Raw genomic sequence first — 23,094 nt, forward strand, 5'->3', positions numbered from 1 at the left:
CGTTCTCAGGCGGGAACGGGCACCATGGTGCCTTGCAGGATCGCAATCAGCGCCTCGTCCTTGCCGGTGCGGGCGCTGACTTCGGCTGTTACCACGACAAGGCGCTTGCCGTTTCGGACAACCTTGCCCCGCGCAATCAGCTCGTCGCCTGTGGCGGGGCCGAGGAAATTGATCTTCAACTCGGATGTCACGACCTCTTGGGATTCGGGCATCAGTGACAGCGCGGAGTAACCTGCCGCGCTGTCGCCAAGCGAAAACACCAGCCCGCCGTGGCCCATCCCGGCCTGTTGGAGCGCGAGCGGCAGGATGGGCGCGTGGATGGTGACCGATCCCGACGTGACCGTACCGAGCGTGGCGCCAAACGTGGCCATCAGGCTTTGACGGGAGAAGCTGTCAGCGATGCGTTGCGTGATCTGGTCCATTGCCGGATCAAGCCATGCGGAGGCCGCGCTGGCAAGGGGTGACCAAGCCCTCGGGTCAGCGCGGCATCGGAATACGCGTCGGGCGCGGGCCGGTCAGAATGGCCTGTGCATTCGCGCTCATCAGCGTCGCCAATGGCGCGCGGTCACAGCGAAGGCCGCCCGTGTAGGTGCCATAGGCGGGCATGATGAGGCGATGATCGTCGATCAGGAAACAGGGGCGTGACAGGCTGCGGGCGCGGGTGCGGATCTGTGCGTTGGGGTGGTAGTGGCCCGAAACTTCGCCTTTCTCACCTTCGCAGATATGTCGAAAGGTCAGCGGGCCGATTGTCAGGGTGCGCCTGTGGCTGCCGCCCAGATTGACGGGGCCGGGATCGTGGTTGCCTTCGATCCACACCCATTCCCGCCCAGCTTGCAGGCGGGTAATCTGAAGGTTCGCCTCTTCGGTCAGACGGTCCGCGGCGCCCGCGTCGTCAAAGCTGTCGCCCAGGCAAATTACCCGCCGCGCGCCGGTGACCTGCAGGTCGCGGTCCAGCCGGTGCAGCGTATCAATAACTTCGTAAGGGGGCAGTTCCATGCCGCCGGTGCGGGCCGCGCGGGCAGATTTCCCCAGATGCAGATCTGACACGCAAAGCAGCCCCTGCGCCTGCCACCAGAGCGCGCCAGAGCCAAGCGCCATCACGTCAGCACCGGAAAATTGAAAGGGCAGCGTGTTCATGCCTTGTTCTGCCATCCGCAGCGTGTGGGGACAAGGGGCGGATCGCTGCGGAAGGCGCACATAGTTGTGGGTCAATCCCGGCCTTACCCTGCGCCAATCTCAATCTGGGCGAGTCCGCTTTCATCCATCAGTCGCTGCGCCTCTTCCGCCAGAAGCCTTTCATCGGCAGCCCCCGCGACGGGCACTTTGCCCACCTCCAGAAACAGCGGTGCGGCCAGCGGCGTCACGCGCGACAGGCGCAGCGTGTCGATCCGGTCGCCCACGCGGTCGAGCATCTCGCGGATACGGCTGAAATCCACCAGCCCGCGCATGGCCTCTTCGCGGGTGATGCGCATCAACAGGTGGTCGGGGTCGTATTTCAGCAACGTGTCATACAGGATATCAGAGGACATCGTGGCTTGCCGCCCGGTCTTGCGCTGTCCCATGGTGTTCCGCTCGATTAACCCAGCGATGGTGGCAGAGGCGCGGAAGGTGCGTTTCATCACCGCATTGCCGGCCAGCCAGCCTTCGAGCCCGTCCTCAAGCGCTGCCATGTCAAAAAGCGGTGCGGGGTCCATCACCGCATCCAACCCCCAGATCAGGGTGGCATAGTCAGTGGCGACGAAGCCAAGAGGGGCCAGGCCCATCTCCTCCATCCGTTTGGTCAGCAAAAGGCCCAATGTCTGCTGCGCATTCCTGCCCGCAAAACCGTAGACGCACAGGTGTTCGCGCGCCTCATGGGGGAAGCTTTCAACCAGCAGGCGGCCGGGTTGGGGCAGGCGGCTGACCTCGCGCTGTAGCGCCAGCCAGCTGGCGGTGTGATCGGGCAGTTCGGGCCAGCTGTCATGCTGAAACATGCGCAAAATGCGCTGGCTCAGCTGGGTGGAGGTGGCAAATTTCGTTCCCATGAACGTGGCGATCTTGGGCTTGCGTCCGGGGTCGCGCGTGACCTCGACCGTCATTTCGCGAAGGCCTTCGTAGCGGACGATCTGCCCGCCCATCAGAAACGTATCGCCCTGGCTGAGCGAGGCGGCAAAGCTTTCCTCGATCTCGCCCAGCGGTTTGCCACCGCGTCCGCGAAACCGCACCTTCAGAGTGTCGGTATCCTGAATCGTGCCGATATTCATCCGTATGCGCTGTGCGCTGCGGGGATCGCGCAGTTGCCACAACCCATCGGGGCGCCGCATCAGGCGCTGCCACTTGTCATAGGCGCGCAGGGCGTAGCCGCCGGTGGCACAGAAATCGAGGCAATCGTCAAATTCCGCGCGGGTCAGCCCAGCATAGGCCCCGGCGCTGGTCATCTCGGCGTAGAGCGCGTCTGCACAGAACGGGCCAGAGCAGGCGGCGATCAGGATATGCTGGCACAGCACGTCGCGCGGGCCGGGGCCGCGGGTTTCGCCGTCCAGATCGTGTTCCTTCGCCGCCTCCAGCGCGGCCACGCATTCAACCACCTCGAACCGGTTGGCAGGCACCAGAAGCGCCTTGGACGGCGCATTGTAGCGGTGGTTGGCGCGGCCGATCCGCTGCACCAGCCGCTTGACGTTCTTTGGCGCGCCCACCTGAATGACCAGATCGACATCGCCCCAGTCGATGCCAAGATCGAGCGATCCGGTGCAGACGATGGCGCGCAGATTGCCGCGCACCATTGCGGCCTCGACCTTTTCGCGCTGCGCGCGGTCAAGGCTGCCGTGATGGATGCCGATGGGCAGGCCCTCGTCATTGGCAAGCCAGAGATTGTGAAAGAAGATCTCTGCCTGCGCGCGGGTGTTGTGAAAGATCAGCGTTGTGCGATGCTTGCGAACCTCCTCCAGCACGGCGGGGATCGCATAGGCCGCTCCTCCGCCGGACCAGGGCGGGGGCGCATCGGTCGTCAGCATGGCGATATCCGGGTCGGGGCCGGGATCGGCGAGGATAATCTCGCACGGGTCGGGGTGGCGGGCGAGAAACCGCGCGATGGCCTGCGGGTCCTCCACCGTGGCGGACAGGCCGACGCGGCGCATCTCGGGGCAGAGCGTCTGAAGCCGGGCCAGCGCCAGCATCAGCTGGTCGCCGCGCTTTGATTCCGCCAGCGCGTGGATCTCGTCCACGATGACGCGTTGCAGCCCGGCAAACATCCGTGGCGCATCCTCGTAGGATGTCAGCAGCGCAAGACTTTCCGGTGTCGTCAGCAGGATATGCGGCGGGTCTGCGCGCTGGCGTTTCTTCTGGGTAGCAGATGTGTCGCCGGTGCGGTCCTCGATGCGGATGGCCATACCTGCCTCGTCCACGGGCGTGCGCAGGTTGCGCCGGATATCCGCCGCCAGCGCCTTGAGCGGGCTGACATAGAGGGTATGCAGGCCCGGCTCGGGCGCGCTGCCAAGCTCTGTCAGCGTGGGCAGGAAACCGGCCATCGTCTTGCCGCCGCCCGTGGGCGCGATCAGCAAGAGCGAAGGCGCAGAAGCACGGTCCAGCATCGCCTGTTGATGCGGGTGGATCTGCCAGCCGCGCGTGTCGAACCAGCGCTGAAGAGGGGTGGAAAGCGTCGTCATTACCGGGATGTAGTCCGCCGCGTGCCGATTGTCAGCCTTTGCGACGATGAACCGGTCATGCCTCAGACATCAGGCCGAGTTGCGGTGGGTTTTGATCCGGCGAAGCCATCAGCCGAAACGGGCGGGCGAGAGCGCCGCGACGGTGCCCGGATCTAGCTCTGGCACTGTGCCGTTGGCAAGGCTTGCCACCAGATCAGAGACTGCGGCGCAGGTCTGAAAACCATAGCCACCCTGACCTGCAACCCAGAGGAACTCTGGCATCCTGGGATCTGGGCCCACCACCAATGTGCGGTCCGGCGCAAAGCTGCGCAGCCCTGCCCAGTTGGCCAGCATGCGAGTGACGGGGGCGGTCACCATCTCTTCATAGCGCGCGAGCCCTTCGGCCAGAACCATGTCATCGGCCCAGGCGTCGTGTGGTTCGACCGGGTCCGCTTCGGAGGGCGAAACCAGCAGCGCCCCGGCATCGGGCTTTGCATACCAGCGGTCATCGACGGCCAGAACAAAGGGCCAGCCGGTCACGTCATGGCCATCGGGAGCGGGCAACCGCGCCATGGACCGGCGAAAGGGCTGAATTCCCAGCGGCGCGATCCCGGCGAGCGTAGCAATCTGATCAGCCCATGCACCGGCGGCGTTGACCAGATGGCTGGCCTGCCAGTCGCGCGCCCCGTCCGACACATGCCATTGCCCGCCCTCGCGGCGAATGGCGGCAATCCGGGCACGGGTCATGATTTCTGCGCCATTGGCGCGCGCCTCTCGCAGGAAGTTCTGCAACAGCAGATCGGTATCGAGGTCAAAGACATCCGGTCGCCATGCCGTCAGGGGGGCCGTGTCGGGGTTCAGGATCGGCACCTTTGCGCGCGCCTCGGCAGGTGTCAGGAGCTCAAGGCCGAAATCGCGGGACTGCAGGGCGAAGTTAACCGCATCCTCGGGCCTGCCAACCAGCATTTGCCCGCGCGGGGACAGCACGCCGCCATCAGCGTTGTGAAGGTAGTCGGCACTGGCACGATTGAGCGCACGCACCACATCGTTGCCATAGCTTTCCAGAAAAGCAGCCGCGGACCTGCCGCTGGCGTGATAGCCCAGGGCGTCCTCGGCCTCCAGCAGGGTGACGCTGCCAAGATGTGACAGCCGCGCTGCCGCAGACACCCCGGCGATGCCGCCCCCGATGATGACAAAGTCGGTCATGCGTGCTCTCATGGGAGGGTTCGGGCAAGCGCCCCGATGGGTGATCGGGGCGCCGCCTGTGTTTTGGACTTCTGCCCAGGCTTAGTTCGGGATCTCGGCCGTGATCCCTTCGAGGTAGAAGTTCATACCCGCAAGGGTGCCGTCATCGGCCACTTCGCCTTCGGCCAGCCAGTCGCTGCCATCCTGCTTTTTCAGCGGGCCGGTGAACGGGTGGTATTCGCCAGAGGCAATGGCGTCTTTCATGGCCAGCGCCTCGGCTTTCACATCCGCCGGGACCGCGTCGGAAATCTCTCCGATGCCGACCATGCCCTTGCCGATACCGTCCCATGTGTCGGTGGACTCCCACGTGCCATCCAGCACGGCCTGAACGCGGGCGATGTAATAGGGTGCCCAGTCGTCAATGATCGACGAGACGCGCGGCATCGGCGCATATTCCGCCATGTCCGAAGCCTGACCGAAGGTGATCACGTTCCCGGCCTCCTGGGCTGCGGCCTGCGGCGCGGTGGAATCCGTGTGCTGCAGAACAACGTCGGCGCCGTTTTCGATCAGGGCGCGGGCGGCGTCGGCCTCTTTGGCGGGGTCAAACCACGTGTAAAGCCAGATGATCGAAAACTCGACATCCGGGTTCACCTTCTTGGCATGGATATAGGCGGAGTTGATGCCGCGGATAACCTCGGGGATCGGAACGGAGGCGATGTAGCCGATCTTGTTGGTCTTGGTCATCTTGCCCGCGATATGACCTTGCACCGCGCGGCCTTCGTAAAAGCGCGCCGAATAGGTCGAGACGTTGTCAGAGCGTTTGTAGCCGGTGGCATGCTCGAATTTCACGTCCGGGAATTTCTCGGCCACGGCCAGCGTCGGGTCCATGTAGCCAAAGGAGGTGGTAAAGATGATATCCGCGCCGGTCAGCGCCATCTGCGTGATCGCGCGTTCCGCATCCGCGGATTCCGGCACGTTCTCCTGATAGATGGTCTTCACCTTGCCGTCGAAATGCGCCTCCATCTTCTGGCGGGCCTGATCGTGTTCGTAGGTCCAGCCACCGTCACCCGGAGGGCCGATATAGATGAAGCCGGCGGTGATCTCTTCGTCTTGCGCGAAGGCGGTCGTGCCAAGGGTCAGCGCAAGCGCCGCAGTGGTGAGAAGTGTTCTTCTGTTCATGGATGGTTTTCCTGTTGGTGGTAGTTTTGGCCCCTAGTGAGAGGCGTGGAAGGGACGGCCAAGGGAGGCTGGCGCGCCATGCACCCCCCGGGCAGAGATGATCACCAGCACGAGGATGGTAATCAGATAGGGAGAGGCCGACAAGAGCGCGACAGGAACGTCTGCCCCAGCCGCCTGCAGGTTCAATTGCAGCACCGTGACCCCCCCGAAAAGATAGGCACCCACGGCGACGCGGCCCGCCCGCCAGGAGGCAAAGACCACGATGGCCAGTGCGATCCAGCCTGCGCCCGCGGTCATGCCTTCGGTCCATTGCGGCACGCGTACCAGCGACAGGTAGGCGCCGCCCAGCCCCGCGCAGGCCCCACCGAAAAGGATGGCAAGGATACGGATTTGTGTGACCTTGTAGCCAAGCGCATGGGCGCTGTCATGGCCTTCGCCTACCGCACGCAGGATCAGCCCGGCGCGGGTGTATTTCAGAAACGCCCAGACAGCGGCCACAAGCAGAAGGCTGAAATAGACCATCACATCATGTGAAAACAGCATGTCGCCAAGGATCGGCAGATCCGAAAGCAGCGGGATTTCGAATTTCGACAGGGTCGGGGTTTTCATGCCCTCATAGGGCTTGCCGATCAGGCTGGACAGGCCAAGCCCCACAAGCGTCAGGCCCAGCCCGGTCGCCACCTGGTTCGACAGCAGATACTGCGTCAGCAACCCGAAGGCGAGGCTGAGAAGCGCCCCGGCAATTGCGGCAGCGACAAAGCCCAGCCCCGGCGATGTGGCGCTGACAGCGACGGCAAAGCCAACCACCGCGCCGGTGATCATCATTCCCTCGACCCCCAGATTGAGGACGCCGGATTTCTCCACCACCATCTCTCCGATGGCGGCCAGCAGGATGGGCGTTGCAGACACCATGACCGAGGCGATCAGCAGGACGGGATTGATCGAGGACAGATCCATTACACAAGCCCCTTCTTGCCAAACCGCAGCCGATAATTGGTGAAGACATCCGTGGCCAGCAGGAAGAACAGCAGCATTCCCTGGAACAGCTGGATCGACGCGCCGGGCAGGTTCAGCATCAGCTGTGCCAGCTCTCCGCCGATATAGGTCAGCGCCATCAGAAGCCCGGCCAGCAGGATGCCGACGGGGTGCAGGCGACCCAGAAAGGCGACGATAATCGCGGTGAAGCCATAGCCTGCGTTAAACGCCCCGGTGATCTGACCGGCAGGCCCGGTGGCCTCAAACAGCCCTGCAGCGCCTGCCAGCAGACCTGCAAGCCCAAGGCAGAAGAAAACGATGCGGGTGGGGCTGACACCTGCAAACCGGGCGGCGCGCGGGGCTTCGCCGGTCAGGCGGATGTTGAAACCCATGATGTGGCGGCTCATCAGCATATAGGCCCCGATCACGGCGATGAATGCAGCGACGACCCCCCAATGCATGCCGGTATTGGCAATCAGTTCCGCATTATGGGCGGCATCCCATTGCTTGAAATTGCGCGAGCCGGGAAAGCCCATGCCCTCGGGGTTGCGAAGAAGGCCGGAGGAGACAGAAATAAGGACGTTCTGGGCAACATAGACCAGCATCAGCGATACGAGGATTTCGTTGGTGCCAAAGCGGGTCTTCAGGACCGCCGGGATCATTGCCCAGGCCCAGCCGCCCGCCGCGCCCGCCAGAACCATCGCCGGAAAGATCAGAACGCTTTCCGAGGGATAAAACGCCAGCCCTACGCCAGCCCCGCAGATGGCCCCGATGATATACTGGCCCTCGGCACCGATATTCCAGATGCCTGCCTTGAACCCGATCGACAACCCGATCGCAATCAGGATGAGCGGCCCGGCCTTGACCAGCAGTTGGGGGCGCGAATAGGCGGCGAACTGTTCGTGAAACAGCGGATCCCAGAAGATCACCTTGATCGCCTCGAGCGGCGGTTTGCCCAAGAGGGCAAACATGATCCCGCCGACAATCATCGTCAGAAACACCGCAAGGATCGGCGTGACCACCGTCCAGAGCTGCGAGGGTTGAGGCCGCTTTTCCAGCCTCAGCATGCGAGGTCTCTGCACATTCCGGTGTCATCCTTCGGTTTTGCCAAGCGGCGGTCAGCCATCGACATGGGCGACCTCCATGTCATGCGCGCCGCCCATCATCAGGCCGATCTCGTCCACGGTCAGCCCGTCAACGGGGCGAATTTCCGACAGGCGTCCTTCGTTCAGCGCGCCGAAGCGGTCACTGACCTCCATCAATTCGTCAAGGTCCTGGCTGATGACGACAAGCGCCGCGCCCTTGGCAGCAAGGTTCAGCAAGGCCTGCCGGATTGCAGCTGCGGCGGCCGCGTCCACGCCCCAGGTGGGCTGGTTGACCACCAGCACCTCGGGCGATTGCAGCACCTCGCGGCCAATGACGTATTTCTGCAGATTGCCCCCGGACAAGGCTCGCGCCGCAGTGCCCGGACCGGGCGTGCGCACGTCAAAGCTTTGGATGACATCCTCGGCAAAGCCTTTGGATTTGGTCCAGTTGACGAACCCGCCCGACAAAAGCCCCATGCGTCTTGCGCCGGTCAGAACGGCGTTCTCTGTCAGGCTCATATCGGGGGCGGCGGCATGGCCCAGCCGTTCTTCGGGGCCGCTGAGCACGCCAAGCGCGCGGCGTTCCGTCGGACCCATTGTCCCGATTGGTCTGTCGCGCAGGCGGATCACATCGGCCGCAGTGACGCGCTCGCCAGACAGGGCCGCCAAAAGCTCGTCCTGCCCGTTGCCGGCCACCCCGCCCAGACCCAGAATTTCACCTGCGCGCACCTGAAAGCTGATTTCGCGCAGCGGCGTGCCATAGGCGCCGGGCGCGGGCAGGGACAGCCCCCGCACATCCAGCATGACCTCGCCCAGGGGTCTTTCCGCCTTCTGCGGGGTTTCAAAACTTGCGCCGACCATCATCTCTGCCAATTCGCGCGCAGTCGCGTCCGCAGGCGTACAGGTCGCCACCTTCTTGCCAAGCCGAAGGACGGTCGCGTGATCGCACAGGCTGCGGATCTCTTCCAACTTGTGACTGATATACAGGATCGCGGTGCCTTCGGACGCCAGCTTGCGCAGCGTCTCGAACAGGATTTCGACCTCTTGCGGGGTCAGGACAGAGGTCGGCTCGTCCATGATCAAGAGCCTGGGGTTTTGCAGCAGGCAGCGGATGATTTCTACCCGCTGGCGTTCGCCCGCAGACAGGGTGCCGACCGTGCGGCCGGGATCAAGGGGCAGCCCGTAGGTTTCTGACACGTCGCGGATCTGGCGTGCAAGATCACGCGGTTTCGGCGGGTTCTCCATCCCAAGCGCAACATTCTCGGCCACGCTGAGCGCATCGAAGAGCGAGAAATGCTGAAACACCATCGCCACGCCTGCCGCCCGCGCCGCGCGCGGCTCTGCCGGTTCGAACGCGGCGCCGCGCAGGGTCATCGTGCCGCTGTCGGGCTTGACCAGCCCGTAGATCATCTTGACCAGCGTTGACTTGCCCGCGCCGTTCTCGCCCAAAAGCGCGTGAATCTCGCCTTCGCGAATGTCGAAGGACACGTCGTCATTGGCGACGACACCGGGATAGGCCTTGGTCAGCCCCTCAAGTCGAAGAAGCACGTCAGTCATGCACAGCTGTCCTTTGCATCGTTCCGGCCTATGGCTGCGGTTTCGCCCGACAGTATGGCCGCGGCAACCCCTATCGCAATCGCCTGAGGGTGTTTCCCCAGCGTCGGGTCGCCAATCGGGCAGGTGATGCGCGAGATTGAGGCAGAGCTGTGGCCAAGTGCGCCCAACCGGGACCGGAATCGCGCCCATTTCGTTGCCGATCCGATCAGGCCAGCGCTGGCAAAGCCATGTGACAGCAGCCGGTGGCAAAGTTCGAGGTCCAGCGCGTGGCTGAATGTCAGGATCAGGTGATGCGCGTCCGTGGGCGCATGGTGGACAAGCTGTTCCGGCCGCGTCGCCGGAAGAATTGTTATGGCGTCAGGCGGGTTGTCCGGAAAACGCTCCGGCGCGGTATCGACCCAGGTGATCGCCATGCCGGGCAGGGGGGCCAGAACCTCTGCCAAGGCGCGCCCGACATGGCCGGCACCCCAGATCCACAGGCGCGTTTCGGGGCGGGCGACGGGTTCGATCAGCCAGCCGTCGAGGCGCTGAACGTCGCAAGGCCGCCCCTGTCCGCGCGCGTCGGCCAGCAGTCGCCGGACAGACAGCGGCATCTCATCCGGCCCGCGGGCGATCACTGTGTCTGGCAGGGCGGCGGCGCGTGGCGCGTCATAGACCTCTGTCCGCAGCACCACGGCGCCGCCGCAGCACTGGCCAAGCGACGGCCCAAGCGCATGGCGACACTCGCGATCCTGCCCTGCGGGCAGCATGGCCCGAGCCTCCTCTGCTGCGCGATGCTCCAACTCGCCGCCGCCGATTGTGCCGGATTGCCCGTCTTGCCACACAAGCATGGCCGCGCCGGGCTCTCGTGGTGTCGATCCGACGGTTTCCGCCACCACGACGCGCGCGACGCACCCATGCTGGCGGACGGCGTGCCGGAGGGTTTCAAGCTCAAACGCCATCGCGCACCCTTTGTACCGCGGCCAGCACGCGTTCGGGCGTGGCGGGCGCATCAAGCGCGGGATAGCCCGTACCACAGGCGGCAACGGCATCCGACAGCGCCATCAGGACCGAGATACCCAGCATGAAGGGCGGCTCGCCCACGGCCTTGGACCGGTAGATCGTGTCCTCGCGGTTCGCGCCGTCCCAAAGGGCGACATTGAACACCTCGGGCACATCGCCGATCGCGGGGATCTTGTAGGTCGAGGGCGCATGGGTGCGCAACCGGCCGTCGTCGTCCCAGACCAGTTCCTCGGTCGTCAGCCAGCCCGCGCCCTGCACATAGCCCCCTTCGATCTGGCCGATATCAATGGCCGGGTTCAAAGAGGCGCCGCAATCATGCAGGATGTCGGCGCGCAGGATGCGGTACTCTCCTGTCAGGGTGTCGATGACCACTTCGCTGACGGCAGCACCATAGGCAAAGTAGAAAAACGGCCGCCCCTGTCCCTTGATCCGGTCCCATTGAACTTTGGGCGTCTTGTAGAAACCCGTGGCCGACAGGCTGATCCGTGCTTCATAGGCCAGTTTGGCCGCCTCTTCGAAAGTGTAGCTTTCCTCGCCCACATGCACGCGGCCCTCTGCGAAGGTGACAGCGTCCGCAGGCAACTGGTGCAGCTTTGCCAGATGTGCGGCGATACGCCCGGCAATCTCGTCGCAGGCGGTTTTCACGGCCATCCCGTTGAGATCCGACCCGGAGGAGGCCGCCGTGGCCGAGGTATTGGGCACCTTGGCCGTATCCGTCGCAGTGATTTTCACCGCTTCCAAAGGCAGGCCGAACCGTGCTGCCGCGACCTGCGCCACCTTCAGAAACAGGCCCTGTCCCATCTCTGTGCCGCCGTGGTTCAGATGCACGGACCCGTCCTGATAGACATGCACCAGCGCGCCCGCCTGGTTAAGATGGGTCAGCGTGAAGGAGATGCCGAATTTCACCGGGGTCATCGCGATGCCGCGTTTCAGGATAGGGTTTTGTGCATTCCATTCCGCGGCTTTCGCGCGTCGTGCCGCGTAGTCGGAGCTTTGCATCAGGGACTCGGTCATCTCGTGCAGGATGAAATCCTCGACCGGCTGACCATAGGGTGTGGTCTGTGCGCCCCCTGCGTTTGGAACGGCAGCGTCTTGTGACGACGCAGCCACGGCCCCGCGAGAGGTCAGGTCCACGCCAGCCTCCGGGGGTTCTGCATTGTTTTCGGGCGAGTTGTCCTTTGGAACGTCAGAGGCAGGCTGCGCAAGGACGCTCGCGGGCGCGTAGAAATTTCGCTGCCGCACCAGCACGGGGTCCAGCCCAAGCTCATGTGCGACATGATCCATTACGCGTTCGATCCCCACCATGCCTTGCGGGCCGCCGAAGCCGCGAAAGGCGGTGGCCGATTGCGTATTGGTGCGCAGGCGGTGGCTTTCTATACGGGCAGCGGGCAGGTGATAGGCATTGTCGGAATGCAGCATGGCCCGGTCGGCCACGGGCAGCGACAGATCCTGCGCCCAGCCACATCGGGTGTAATGGATGAAGTCCACCCCCGTCAGCAGGCCGTCGGAATCAAACCCCGCGCGGTAGTCGATGCGGAAATCATGGCGTTTGCCGGTGATGATCATGTCGTCATCGCGGTCATAGCGCATTTTGCAGGGCTTGCCGGTCAGGCGGGCCGCGACGGCGCAAGAGACAGCCAGCGCGTTGCCCTGGCTTTCCTTGCCGCCAAAGCCACCCCCCATCCGGCGCGTCTCTACCCGGACAGCATGCATGGGACGGCCAATCGCTTCGGCGACCTTGTGCTGGATTTCCGTGGGGTGCTGGGTGGAACTCATCACCAGCATGTCACCACCTTCCTGCGGCCAGGCCATGGCAGCCTGACCTTCGAGGTAGAAATGCTCTTGTCCGCCCATCTCGATCCGACCCTCGACGTGGTGGGGCGCGGTATCGATGGCCTCTTCGGCGTCGCCCTTCTCCCAGATCCGGGGGCCTTCTTCGAATCGGGCATCGGCGTCCAGCGCCTCTTCAATGGTCAGGATGGCGTCGCGGGGCTGATAGTCGATCCGCGCCATCCGCGCCGCTTTGCGGGCGGCCAGATGGCTGGTGGCCACGACCAGAAAGACCGGTTGGCCCACGTAATGCACGGAATGCCCGGACAGGAGAGGCTCGTCATGAACGGAGGGCGAAACGTCGTTGCTATGGGGCAGGTCGCCCGCTTCCAGAACCGCAACAACACCGGGGGCATCGCGCACTGGCTGCAGGTCAATCTCTGCGATGCGGCCATGGGCGATCTGCGACAGGCCAAAGGCAAGGTGGAGCGTGCCTTGCGGGCTGGGAATGTCATCGACATAGCGCGCGGTACCCTGCACATGCAGATGCCCGGAATCGTGGGGAAGGGGTTTTGATACGCTCATACCCGCACCTCGGAGATCGCGGGCAAGCCTGCCTCGTCTTCCAGAAAATAGCGCAGCAGCATGTTGCGCGCGGCATCCAGCCGGTAGGTCGCGCTGGCTCTCATATCCGTAAGTGGGGCGAAATCCTCGTCCAGCGCGCTCATGGCCTGCTCGGCCGTTTCACGAGCCCATCTCTGGCCGATCAATGCCTGCTCAAGCGTGGTGGCTCGCTTCGGTGTTCCGGCCATGCCGCCAAACGCGATCCGTGCCTCCACAATTTTCGAGTCTTTGGTAGTCAGGTTGAAACACCCGCAAACCGCAGAGATGTCCTGATCGAACCGTTTTGACAGCTTGTAGCATTTCAGCCGGTCGGGCTGGCGTGGGATTGTGACCGCCTCGACAAATTCAGACGGGCCGCGATCCTGTTTGCCATAGTCGATGAAGAACGCCTCGATCGGCATGCCCCGCCGGACGTCGCCGGAGCGCAGGTGCAATGTCGCCCCCAGCGCGATCAGGGCCGGGGGATTGTCCCCGATGGGCGAGCCGTTTGCGATATTGCCACCGATTGTCGCCGCCGCCCTGACCTGGGCCGAACCGTAGCGCCGGATCATGCTGGCATAGGAGGGGTGATGTTTCTGCATTAGCGTCAGCACCCTGTCCATCGTGACCGCGGCACCGATCCGGATCGACTCCTCGCTGACCTCGATCTGTTGCAGGTCACGGCAGCGGTGCAGGAATGCGACGCGCGGCAGATCCCGCAGCTTTTTGGTGACCCATAGGCCGACATCTGTCGCCCCGGCGATGATCGTCGTGTCGGGCTGTTCCAAGAGAAGGGCGGCGAGCGCGTCGGAGGACCCCGGCAGGGCCGCGGCCGCCTCCGCGCTCGCGTCGGGCCTTTGGCCCTCCGGCACGGTGGCAGACGGGGTCGCACCGCTGTTTGTGCGCGCGTAGTCGCGGTCGATGGTCAGCCAGCCGGGGATGGGTTGACCTTCGGCGGCCTTGGCGGCGCGCAGAATGGGGGCGTAGCCGGTACAGCGGCACAGGTTTCCCGCCAGTGCCGTCGCGTGGTCGGTCGAACCGTTGGCGTGGGAGGTGACCATTGCAATGACAAAACCCGGTGTGCAAAAGCCGCACTGGCTTGCGTGGTGGTCAACCATCTCTTTCTGGACGGGGTGCAGCACGCCATTCTCGGCCAGCCCCTCGACCGTGCGCAGGGCTTTGCCATGCAATTGCGGCAGAAGAAGGATGCAGGCGTTGAGCGCACGCGTGCCCTGATCATCGGTGACCATGACGGTGCAGGCGCCGCAATCGCCTTCGTTGCAGCCTTCCTTGGTGCCCGTCAGATGACGGGACTCTCGCAGCCAGTCCAGCAAGGTGGCCGTCGCGGGCGCCGCCTGTGTGGATACAGTCTCTCCGTTCAGAAGAAACGTGATGTTCATTATGAAAACCTGCCGCCTTACCGAGGTGGCCCAGGAATCGCGCCTTCGATGCGGCGTAGAGGGCGCCCGGGGTCCAGAATGATCGCTTTACAAGCTAGTCAGCCCGAAATCACCTTGGCAAGGGAAAAAACGGCCAGCCTGCCCGAAAACGGGGCATCTGCCTGCTGGTTGGGCGCTGTTTCCGTGTTCGAAAGATCGAATGCGCCGTTGCCTGCAATTCGGATGAAGTCGCGCCAAGGTGGCGATACTCACGTCGGGTACGGTTGCGGAGTTAGACGCTGGGGATCTAATTTTCAACTTCAGGGGTGGCATTTCCGGGAGCGGAACAGTGCCGTATTTCCAAGGTGGTCTCAACGGCTCCGTCGGCATGTTGGTCGCTTCCTTCGACGTCATGGGCTTGTGTGACAGTTGGCATAGTTGGCGCTGCACGCGTTGTTTCGCCAATGGCGTCTCGCTCGCCTGCTTCAGGCGCTACCAAAATCTGCCTAGCCTCATCAAAGATGCTGCTTCTGGAGATATGAGCAGGGAACCGCAGCCCGTAACCGGGCTCACGAAGATATAGCCTGATAAATCAGACCGGAAAATCGCAGATCACTCACACTGCTCTGTACCTGCGGACCGGACTCTCTCAATCAGGCCGTTTCTTCGCCAACGGTGAGCGTTCTAGCCATTGAAAGACCCATGCCTGATGTCTACCGTCCGGCTATGAGCAGTGACCCCCGATTCATCCACCTCCGCGTCCACACTGAGTATTCGCTTCTGGAAGGTGCCGTGCGGCTGAAAAAGCTGCCCGGCCTTTGCGAAGCAGGAGGGATGCCCGCGGTTGCGGTGACCGACACCAATAACTTGTTCTCGGCGCTTGAATTTTCGATCACTGCCAGCGGTGCGGGCATACAACCGATCATCGGGTGTCAGGTCGATCTGCAATTCGCGACACCCGCGCCGGGCGAGCGTCTGCGAGACCCGGCGCCTCTGGTTCTGCTTGCACAAGACGAGCGTGGCTACGAGAACCTGATGAAGCTCAATAGCTGTCTCTACCTGCGCGGCGACGGGCAATTGCCACACGTCACCTTGGAGGATCTGTCCACTTTCGCGGAAGGGTTGATCTGCCTCTCCGGCGGGCCGGACGGGCCTGTGGGACTGCTTTTGCAGCAGGGCCAGCGGCCCGCAGCAGAGGCGCTGATGCGACGGCTTCATGCGATCTATGGCGACGGGCTGTATGTCGAGCTGCAGCGCCACCCGGGCGAGGGTGGCCTGCCGGAAAAGGAACGGCAGACAGAGCGTGGCCAGGTTGAGATGGCCTATGCCATGAATATTCCGCTGGTGGCCACCAACGATGTCTATTTTCCGAAGCCCGAGATGTATGAAGCGCATGACGCGCTGATCTGTATCGCCGAAGGGACCTATGTCGACCAACAGGCGCCCCGTCGTCGCCTGACGGCGCAGCATTATTTCAAATCGCAGCAAGAGATGGTGACGCTCTTTGCCGATTTGCCCGAGGCGATAGAAAACACGGTCGAGATTGCGAAACGCTGCGCTTTCATGGCCTATCGCCGAGACCCGATCCTGCCGAAATTTGCCGATGACGAGGTAGAAGAACTGCGCCGCCAGGCCAATGAGGGCCTGCAGGCGCGGCTGGCGGTCATCCCCCACGCGACGACGGTCGAGGAATATCAGAAAAGGCTGGATTTCGAGCTTGATATCATCGAGGGCATGGGCTTTCCCGGCTATTTTCTGATCGTTGCGGATTTCATCAAATGGAGCAAGGATCATGACATCCCGGTGGGGCCGGGACGGGGGTCCGGTGCGGGCTCGCTGGTGGCCTATGCGCTGACCATTACCGACCTTGATCCGCTGCGCTACTCGCTGCTCTTCGAACGGTTTCTGAACCCGGAACGGGTCAGCATGCCGGACTTCGACATCGACTTCTGCATGGATCGGCGCGAAGAGGTGATCCGCTACGTGCAGGAAAAGTACGGGCGCGACAAGGTGGGGCAGATCATTACTTTCGGGGCGTTGCTGTCCAAGGCTGCCGTGCGCGATATCGGTCGCGTGTTGCAGATGCCTTACGGGCAGGTCGACCGCCTGTCGAAGATGATCCCGGTTGAAGGTGTCAAACCCGTCTCCATCGAACAGGCACTGACCGACGAGCCGCGCCTGCGCGAAGAGGCCCGCAACGAAGAGGTCGTGGCGCGCCTGCTGGACTATGGCCAGCAGGTCGAAGGGCTCTTGCGGAACGCCTCCACCCATGCGGCGGGCGTGGTCATCGGTGACCGCCCGATAGACGAATTGGTGCCCCTTTATCAGGATCCGCGGTCGGATATGCCTGCCACGCAGTTCAACATGAAATGGGTGGAACAGGCCGGGCTGGTAAAATTCGACTTTCTCGGGTTGAAGACGCTGACCGTCATTCAGAATGCGCTGGACCTGATCCTGAAGAACGGGCGGCAGCTGCATATCGCCCCGGATGGCACGCAGCTTTACGAGCCCGCGCCGGGGGCCGAGAACCAGATGAACCTCATCCCGTTGGATGATGAGAAGACCTACAAGCTTTATGCTCTGGCCAAGACGGTGGCGGTGTTCCAGGTGGAAAGCTCTGGCATGATGTCGGCGCTGCGCCAGATGAAGCCCACCTGTATTGAGGATATCGTGGCGCTCGTAGCGCTTTACCGGCCCGGGCCGATGGAAAACATTCCGACCTATTGCGACGTGAAGCACGGGCGAAAGGAACTTGAAAGCGTTCACCCCTCCATCGATCACATCCTTGCCGAGACCCAGGGCATCATCGTCTATCAGGAGCAGGTGATGCAAATCGCGCAGGAGATGGCCGGCTATACACTTGGCGGCGCCGACCTGCTGCGCCGGGCGATGGGCAAGAAGATCAAGGAGGCGATGGATGCAGAACGTCCGAAGTTCGAAGCGGGTGCTGCGACCAATGGCGTCAACAAGAAGAAAGCGTCAGAAGTATTTGACCTTCTTGAGAAATTTGCGAATTACGGTTTCAACAAATCGCACGCTGCGGCCTATGCGGTGGTCAGCTACCAGACGGGTTGGTTAAAGGCGAACCATCCGGTGGAATTCATGGCCGGCGTCATGAACTGCGATATCCACCTGACCGACAAGCTGGCCATCTATGCCGAAGAGGTTCGGCGCGGGCTGGATATTCCGATCGTGCCGCCCTGTGTGAACCGATCCTTGGCAACATTCGACGTTGTGGATCAACAATTGGTCTATGCGCTTGGCGCGTTGAAGAATGTGGGCGCGGATGCGATGCAGATGATCGTGGACGCGCGGCAGGGGTCGGACGCCGGGGACGGGCAGGCGAACCAAATGGCCCCGGATCAAGTCCGGGGCGCGGCGGGCAAACCCTTTGCGACGCTCTTTGATTTTGCACGGCGGGTCGATTTGAAGCGTGTGGGCAAACGGCCTTTGGAGATGCTGGCGCGTGCCGGGGCATTTGACCAGCTTGATAACAATCGGCGCCGGGTGTTCGACAGCCTTGACGCGTTGGTTGCCTATTCCGCCGCGATCCATGAGCAGAAGGCATCGGCGCAGGTATCGCTGTTTGGCGAGGCGGGGGAAGACCTGCCGGAGCCACGCCTGAGCCCGGTGGCGGATTGGGTCGCCTCGGAACGGCTGATGGAAGAGCAGAAGGCGATCGGGTTCTTCCTGTCCGGCCATCCGCTGGACGATTATGCGGCATCGCTGAAACGCAAAGGGATTTCGACGATTGCGGATGCGCAGACCAAGGCCGAGCAAGACGGCGCGGCCATCGTCAAGGTTGGCGTCATGGTGTCGGGCTTTCGTGAGATGAAGTCCTCTCGTGGGTCACGGTATTTCCGGATGAATATGTCTGATCCGACAGGGCAGCTGGCGGGCATCGCGATGTTCGCCCGCGAAGAGAAGGATCTGAACAACGCGCGTCAGGTTTTCGAGACGACGGACAAGGTGGTTGTGACTCTGGAGGCACGGTTCAATGACGGGCAGTTCGACCCGACAATCCGGTCGGCAGCGCCGATGGATACTGTTGTTGCCGATGCAAGCAGTGCCGGGCTGAAGATCTTTGTCGAGGAGGCCGTGGCCATCGCTGCCGTCGCCGAAGTGTTGGAGCGTGCAGCAGGCGACATCAAGCGGGCCGCAAAGGGGCCGGTGCAGCTTTGCCTGATGGATGCGGGGCTGCCGGGGGAGGTCGAGATTGATCTTGAACGGGATTTCCCGATCACGCCCGAGATCAAGGGCGCGATCAAGAGCCTTGGCGGCGTCATGGCCGTAGAGGAATTGTAGCAGTCTGCACGCGCGACGTTGGCGTGCTGGTGTTGCATGGGCGGGGGACGGCCTATAGCCTTTCGCGAAATGCCGGGGCGCTGGACGGGTCCGTGGATGATAGGCTAAGCCGGTGCAACCAGTCGGGATGGATGTTTCGTTGAATAAACCGTTTATGGCCCTTTTGGCCGCCCTGATGCTCGCCGCCTGTGGCGGTACGTTTAACGGTGGCTCCGGCAGCGGGTCCGCGCAGCGCAGTACGGTAGAGCGCGGCCAGGTTCTGCCCTTTGGCGAAGTTGGCATTCTGTGTGGTGTGCCCGATAAAGAGCTGGGTCAGGCGATTGCCAAACATCCCGACAACGGACGGGGATACGTGCTTTATGACAGTCGGCCGGGGTCGACCGCGCCGCACAGTTTTTTTGTCACGGGATTCAAGGACCGCTGTGCGCGGCAGGTGACGGGGGCGTTGGTCCTGTTCGGCTCGCCCTCCATGCACGAGCAGCTACGCTATGGTCTGCCCGCGAAATCGCAGCCGGTTTCCGCCACTGATGACGCTTACGAAGCGTTGAAGAGCCGGATCTGCGGCGCGGCCCGCGGGGCGCCTTGCGGGTCCCGGATCGACCGGATGGAAAACTCCACCGTCTTCGTGACGATCTACGGAAATTTCACCAGCAACCCCACCTGGCTGGAGCTTCTTTTGCATGACGGGGCGTTGGTGGCGCAGGGGATGAAGGGCCGCTGAGGCGGTGCATGGCCGCGCCCCTTGCTGGCCTAGTAGTGGGGCGGACGTTCGTCCCCCAGAACAATGCCACCCGTGCTTTCAACTTCCCTTGCGGCCTCGCGCTGCATCAGCATTTCGACCCGGCGGGTGAGGGTTGCAATTTCGCCATCCTGCCGTGCGACCACCTCTGACAGGTCATCGACGGCGCGCATCATGTGGGCGAGTTTTTCCTGAAGGGTTTCGATCTCTGTAGGCATCGCATGTCCTCCTGCCGCCGAGATAGCCCGAGACCGCCGCTTGTGCAATCGGTCCTGTGAGCCTGCAAGATGCGTGATGCCATGAAACAGGCGTGGCGGGCGTATCCGGGCAGTGCCCGGCAGCGGTTTCAATCCGAACGCAGACAGAGCGCATCGCTTGCCCCTGTCGGTGCGAGCGGCTACACGGGCGGCGCATGAATTGGAGCCGGATGCAAGCCATGGCCAAAGTGAAGAAACAACCCCGTCCCAAGGCGGTCACCCCCAAAGGGTTCCGCGACTATTTCGGCGCAGAGGTCAGCGACCGCGCCGAAATGCTGACCAGGATCGCAGGGGTCTATCATCGCTACGGGTTTGACGCGCTGGAAAGCAGCGGTGTCGAGACGGTCGAGGCTTTGGGAAAGTTCCTGCCGGATGTGGACCGGCCCAACGAGGGCGTCTTTGCCTGGCAGGACGAAGACGACGCCTGGGTGGCGCTGCGATATGATCTGACCGCGCCGCTTGCACGGGTCTACGCACAGCACCGAAATGATTTGCCGTTGCCCTATCGGCGCTATGCGATGGGGCCGGTCTGGCGGAACGAAAAGCCCGGACCGGGACGCTATCGGCAGTTTTATCAGTGCGACGCGGATACGGTCGGGGCTGCGAGTGTCGCTGCGGATGCCGAGATCTGCGCGATGCTGTCGGACGTTCTGGAAGTCGTTGGTATCCCGCGCGGCGACTACATTGTCCGCGTGAACAACCGCAAGGTTCTGAACGGTGTGCTGGAATGCATGGGGCTGTCGGACGACGGCCAGCGCGATGCCGTGCTGCGGACCATCGACAAGTTCGACAAGGTTGGCGAGGCGGGCGTGCGCGAGCTCCTTGGCAAGGGGCGGCTGGACGCTTCGGGTGCCTATATCGACGGGGTGGGCCTGACGGATGCGCAGGCAGAACCGGTCCTGGCGTTCCTGACATCGAAGGGTGCGGATGCTTCAGAGACGTTGGCTCAACTTCGCGATGCAATTGGGGACTCCGCTGTAGGCGCCGAAGGCGTGGCCGAGCTGGAGCAGATCGCTGACCTGTTGGCGGCGCAGGGCTACGGCCCTGATCGCATCGTGATCGATCCGTCGGTCGTGCGCGGCCTTGGCTATTACACCGGGCCGGTCTTCGAGGCGGAGCTGACCTTTGAGATCCTTGACGAGAAAGGCCGCAAGCGGCAGTTCGGATCGGTTGCGGGGGGAGGGCGCTATGACGATCTGGTCAAGCGCTTCACCGGGCAGGAAGTGCCTGCCACGGGCGTTTCCATCGGGGTCGACCGTTTGCTGGCGGCGCTGCGCGAAAAGGGGCGGATCGAAACCCACGAGACCGGACCGGTTGTCGTGACCGTGATGGACCGCGACCGCATGGCCGATTATCAGGCGATGGTGGCGGAACTGCGCGCGGCGGGCATTCGGGCAGAGGTCTATCTGGGCAACCCCAAGAACTTTGGCAACCAGTTGAAATATGCGGACAAGCGCAACTCTCCGGTCGCGGTGATCGAGGGCGGGGACGAGAAGGCGCAGGGCATCGTGCAGATCAAGGACCTGATCCTTGGCAAGCAGATCGCCGAGAACGCGACGCTGGAAGAGTGGAAAGAGCGCCCTTCGCAATACGAGGTGGCGCGCGGTGATCTTGTCGCCAAGGTCCGCGAGATACTGGAGCAGCAATGAGCGTCCTTTCCCCCGCGACACGTGCCGAGGCTGCGCGACTCCTGACCTTTTTCGAAGAGGCCGGTGCCCTGCGGGTCGATTGCGGCATCCTGCAACCGGCCGATATCCTGCTGGACCTTTATGGCGAGGATATCCGGGCGCGGGCCTATGTGACGCAAGATCCGTCGCGTGGCGAGCAGATGCTGAGACCAGACTTCACCGTCCCGGTGGTGCAGATGCATATGAGCGGCGGCGCAGAACCCGCCCGCTACACCTATGCCGGAGAGGTTTTTCGTCGACAGGAAGACCATCCCGAGCGCGAAAACGAATATTTGCAGGTCGGCTACGAGGTGTTCGACCGGGCCGATCCCGAAGGTGCGGATGCCGAGGTTTTCGCGCTGTTTCACACTGCACTTGCCCCTTTGGGACTGCATGCGGCGACGGGCGATATCGGTATCCTGACGGCCGCGGTCGAAGGGCTGGACACTTCTGCGCGGAGGCGTGCCGCGCTGATGCGGCATATCTGGCGGCCAAGGCGGTTCCGTGCGCTGCTTGACCGCTTCGCTGGCCGCAGTCCCGTTCCGGCAACCCGTTCCGCCCTGTTGCGGGCAAAGGATGCGCTGGCCGGTGCCGGGCCGATCATCGGCTTGCGCAGCCGCGCCGAGATCGAAGCCCGGATCGATGCCTTGCGCGAAGACGCCCGGACCGCGCCGCTGTCGGAGGCGCAGGTCGCGGCGCTGGACGCAATCCTGGCCGTGCGCGAAACCTGTCCCTTTGCGCTGGAGCAGTTGCGGGATATTGCCGTAGACCTTCCGGCCATTTCGGTTGCGCTGGACAAGTTTGCGCGGCGTATCGATGCGCTCGACAAGCGCGGGATTGATGTCGATGTGCTCGATTTCGAGGCAAGCTATGGCCGGACATCGATGGAGTATTACGACGGGTTCGTCTTCGGGTTTTATGCGGATCGTCGTCCAGACCTGCCGCCAGTCGCAACCGGGGGCCGTTATGACGCGCTGACCCGGCGACTTGGGGGCGGTGCCGAGATCCCGGCCGTGGGCGGTGTCATCCGCCCCGGACAGATCGAGACTTTGGGAGGCCTGGCATGATCGTCAAGCTGGGTGTGCCGTCCAAGGGGCGGCTGATGGAAAAGACATTCGACTGGTTCGGGGAGCGCGGCGTCATGCTGTCCCGCACGGGGTCGGACCGGGAATATGCCGGCAAGGTCGAGGGTGTGGAAGGTGTGAACCTTGTGCTCCTCTCTGCCGGTGAAATCCCGCGGGAACTGGCCGCCGGGCGCCTGCATCTTGGCGTCACCGGCACCGACCTCATTCGCGAAAAGCTCGTGCAATGGGACCAGCGGGTCGAGGAGCTGGCGCCGCTTGGATTTGGTCATGCGGATCTGATCATCGCGGTGCCGAATTGCTGGGTTGATGTCGATTGCCTTGACGATCTTGATGCCGCGGCCGCCGCCTTTCGCGAGGCGCATGGCCACCGCATGCGCATCGCCACGAAGTATCACCGGCTTGTGCGGGAATACCTGCGCGCCGGGGGCGTTGCGGATTACAGGCTGGTCGACAGCCAGGGCGCGACGGAAGGGACGGTCAAGAACCTGACGGCAGAGGCAATCGCCGACATCACCTCCACCGGTGAGACCCTGCGTGCCAACCACCTGAAGATCCTGTCCGACGGCCCCATCCTGCGGTCACAGGCCACGTTGTTCCGCAGCCGGACGGCGCGGCGCACGCAGGAAGAGCGCGAGGTGCTGGAAAAGCTGATCGATCGACTGGAGGTCTGACAGAGCGCGTCG

17 protein-coding genes are annotated in these 23,094 nt (G+C 63.2%); 5 read left to right on the plus strand and 12 right to left on the minus strand.

All coding sequences use genetic code 11. The features are described 5' to 3' along the window. Positions 1-5: 5 nt before the first annotated feature. From EDD52_RS19160 to xdhA, 11 genes are all read right to left on the minus strand, one after another. Complete coding sequence (locus tag EDD52_RS19160) at positions 6-422, minus strand: PaaI family thioesterase (RefSeq protein ID WP_132247983.1); 417 nt, start codon at positions 420-422, stop codon at positions 6-8. A gap of 55 nt (positions 423-477) precedes the next feature. Continuing rightward, entirely contained in the window at positions 478-1,137 is a 660-nt protein-coding gene (gene pdeM / locus EDD52_RS19165) for a ligase-associated DNA damage response endonuclease PdeM (protein WP_132247985.1), read from the minus strand. 83 nt (positions 1,138-1,220) lie between these two features. After that, entirely contained in the window at positions 1,221-3,644 is a 2,424-nt protein-coding gene (locus EDD52_RS19170; protein WP_132247987.1) for a ligase-associated DNA damage response DEXH box helicase, read from the minus strand. 108 nt (positions 3,645-3,752) lie between these two features. Then, a complete protein-coding gene (locus EDD52_RS19175; protein ID WP_132247989.1) occupies positions 3,753-4,829 on the minus strand; it encodes an NAD(P)/FAD-dependent oxidoreductase in 1,077 nt (358 codons plus the stop codon). 81 nt (positions 4,830-4,910) lie between these two features. Next, entirely contained in the window at positions 4,911-5,987 is a 1,077-nt protein-coding gene (locus EDD52_RS19180) for a BMP family ABC transporter substrate-binding protein (RefSeq protein ID WP_132247991.1), read from the minus strand. A gap of 33 nt (positions 5,988-6,020) precedes the next feature. After that, the gene (locus EDD52_RS19185; RefSeq protein ID WP_207906061.1) at positions 6,021-6,944 is read right to left on the minus strand and encodes an ABC transporter permease; all 924 of its coding nucleotides are present in this window, start codon (positions 6,942-6,944) and stop codon (positions 6,021-6,023) included. Continuing rightward, a complete protein-coding gene (locus EDD52_RS19190; protein WP_132247993.1) occupies positions 6,944-8,029 on the minus strand; it encodes an ABC transporter permease in 1,086 nt (361 codons plus the stop codon). Before EDD52_RS19190 ends, EDD52_RS19185 begins: the two co-directional genes overlap by 1 nt. Before the next feature lie 51 nt (positions 8,030-8,080). Then, on the minus strand, positions 8,081-9,604 hold the full coding sequence (locus tag EDD52_RS19195) for an ABC transporter ATP-binding protein (RefSeq protein ID WP_132247995.1): 1,524 nt from the start codon (positions 9,602-9,604) through the stop codon (positions 8,081-8,083). Continuing rightward, entirely contained in the window at positions 9,601-10,545 is a 945-nt protein-coding gene (xdhC, locus tag EDD52_RS19200; RefSeq protein WP_132247997.1) for a xanthine dehydrogenase accessory protein XdhC, read from the minus strand. Before xdhC ends, EDD52_RS19195 begins: the two co-directional genes overlap by 4 nt. Further along, positions 10,535-12,961, minus strand: a complete 2,427-nt coding sequence (gene xdhB / locus EDD52_RS19205) for a xanthine dehydrogenase molybdopterin binding subunit (RefSeq protein ID WP_132247999.1) — start codon at positions 12,959-12,961, stop codon at positions 10,535-10,537. Before xdhB ends, xdhC begins: the two co-directional genes overlap by 11 nt. Next, positions 12,958-14,379 (minus strand): xanthine dehydrogenase small subunit, encoded by a 1,422-nt coding sequence (xdhA, locus tag EDD52_RS19210; RefSeq protein WP_132248001.1) that lies wholly within the window; start codon positions 14,377-14,379, stop codon positions 12,958-12,960. Before xdhA ends, xdhB begins: the two co-directional genes overlap by 4 nt. Before the next feature lie 705 nt (positions 14,380-15,084). Here xdhA and dnaE point away from each other — a divergent pair. Together dnaE and EDD52_RS19220 are read left to right on the plus strand one after the other, a co-directional pair. Continuing rightward, on the plus strand, positions 15,085-18,663 hold the full coding sequence (gene dnaE, locus EDD52_RS19215; RefSeq protein WP_132248031.1) for a DNA polymerase III subunit alpha: 3,579 nt from the start codon (positions 15,085-15,087) through the stop codon (positions 18,661-18,663). Positions 18,664-18,802: 139 nt separating this feature from the next. Next, positions 18,803-19,384 (plus strand): lipoprotein, encoded by a 582-nt coding sequence (locus tag EDD52_RS19220; protein ID WP_132248003.1) that lies wholly within the window; start codon positions 18,803-18,805, stop codon positions 19,382-19,384. A gap of 29 nt (positions 19,385-19,413) precedes the next feature. On the opposite strand, the gene EDD52_RS19225 is transcribed toward EDD52_RS19220, so the two are convergent. After that, on the minus strand, positions 19,414-19,620 hold the full coding sequence (locus EDD52_RS19225; protein ID WP_207906062.1) for a SlyX family protein: 207 nt from the start codon (positions 19,618-19,620) through the stop codon (positions 19,414-19,416). A 218-nt stretch (positions 19,621-19,838) separates the two neighbouring features. Between EDD52_RS19225 and hisS the strand changes: the two genes are divergently transcribed. Genes hisS through hisG form a run of 3 tightly spaced genes read left to right on the plus strand, consistent with a single transcriptional unit; the run spans position 19,839 to position 23,082 of the window. Further along, positions 19,839-21,308 (plus strand): histidine--tRNA ligase, encoded by a 1,470-nt coding sequence (gene hisS / locus EDD52_RS19230; protein ID WP_132248005.1) that lies wholly within the window; start codon positions 19,839-19,841, stop codon positions 21,306-21,308. Beyond that, on the plus strand, positions 21,305-22,393 hold the full coding sequence (locus EDD52_RS19235; RefSeq protein WP_132248007.1) for an ATP phosphoribosyltransferase regulatory subunit: 1,089 nt from the start codon (positions 21,305-21,307) through the stop codon (positions 22,391-22,393). Before hisS ends, EDD52_RS19235 begins: the two co-directional genes overlap by 4 nt. Beyond that, entirely contained in the window at positions 22,390-23,082 is a 693-nt protein-coding gene (gene hisG / locus EDD52_RS19240; protein WP_132248009.1) for an ATP phosphoribosyltransferase, read from the plus strand. The genes EDD52_RS19235 and hisG overlap by 4 nt, the downstream gene beginning before the upstream one ends. Positions 23,083-23,094: the final 12 nt, after the last annotated feature.

The sequence above is a fragment of the Primorskyibacter sedentarius genome, from assembly GCF_004342065.1.
GTDB lineage: Bacteria > Pseudomonadota > Alphaproteobacteria > Rhodobacterales > Rhodobacteraceae > Primorskyibacter > Primorskyibacter sedentarius.

Coding starts and splice junctions, on each gene's coding strand:
- EDD52_RS19175 (WP_132247989.1), bottom strand. CDS start 4,829: ATGACCGACTTTGTCATCATCGGGGGCGGCATCGCCGGGGTGTCTGCG.
- xdhA (WP_132248001.1), bottom strand. CDS start 14,379: ATGAACATCACGTTTCTTCTGAACGGAGAGACTGTATCCACACAGGCG.
- EDD52_RS19180 (WP_132247991.1), bottom strand. CDS start 5,987: ATGAACAGAAGAACACTTCTCACCACTGCGGCGCTTGCGCTGACCCTT.
- xdhB (WP_132247999.1), bottom strand. CDS start 12,961: ATGAGCGTATCAAAACCCCTTCCCCACGATTCCGGGCATCTGCATGTG.
- xdhC (WP_132247997.1), bottom strand. CDS start 10,545: ATGGCGTTTGAGCTTGAAACCCTCCGGCACGCCGTCCGCCAGCATGGG.
- EDD52_RS19160 (WP_132247983.1), bottom strand. CDS start 422: ATGGACCAGATCACGCAACGCATCGCTGACAGCTTCTCCCGTCAAAGC.
- EDD52_RS19185 (WP_207906061.1), bottom strand. CDS start 6,944: ATGGATCTGTCCTCGATCAATCCCGTCCTGCTGATCGCCTCGGTCATG.
- pdeM (WP_132247985.1), bottom strand. CDS start 1,137: ATGAACACGCTGCCCTTTCAATTTTCCGGTGCTGACGTGATGGCGCTT.
- hisS (WP_132248005.1), top strand. CDS start 19,839: ATGGCCAAAGTGAAGAAACAACCCCGTCCCAAGGCGGTCACCCCCAAA.
- hisG (WP_132248009.1), top strand. CDS start 22,390: ATGATCGTCAAGCTGGGTGTGCCGTCCAAGGGGCGGCTGATGGAAAAG.
- EDD52_RS19190 (WP_132247993.1), bottom strand. CDS start 8,029: ATGCTGAGGCTGGAAAAGCGGCCTCAACCCTCGCAGCTCTGGACGGTG.
- EDD52_RS19225 (WP_207906062.1), bottom strand. CDS start 19,620: ATGCCTACAGAGATCGAAACCCTTCAGGAAAAACTCGCCCACATGATG.
- EDD52_RS19170 (WP_132247987.1), bottom strand. CDS start 3,644: ATGACGACGCTTTCCACCCCTCTTCAGCGCTGGTTCGACACGCGCGGC.
- dnaE (WP_132248031.1), top strand. CDS start 15,085: ATGAGCAGTGACCCCCGATTCATCCACCTCCGCGTCCACACTGAGTAT.
- EDD52_RS19235 (WP_132248007.1), top strand. CDS start 21,305: ATGAGCGTCCTTTCCCCCGCGACACGTGCCGAGGCTGCGCGACTCCTG.
- EDD52_RS19195 (WP_132247995.1), bottom strand. CDS start 9,604: ATGACTGACGTGCTTCTTCGACTTGAGGGGCTGACCAAGGCCTATCCC.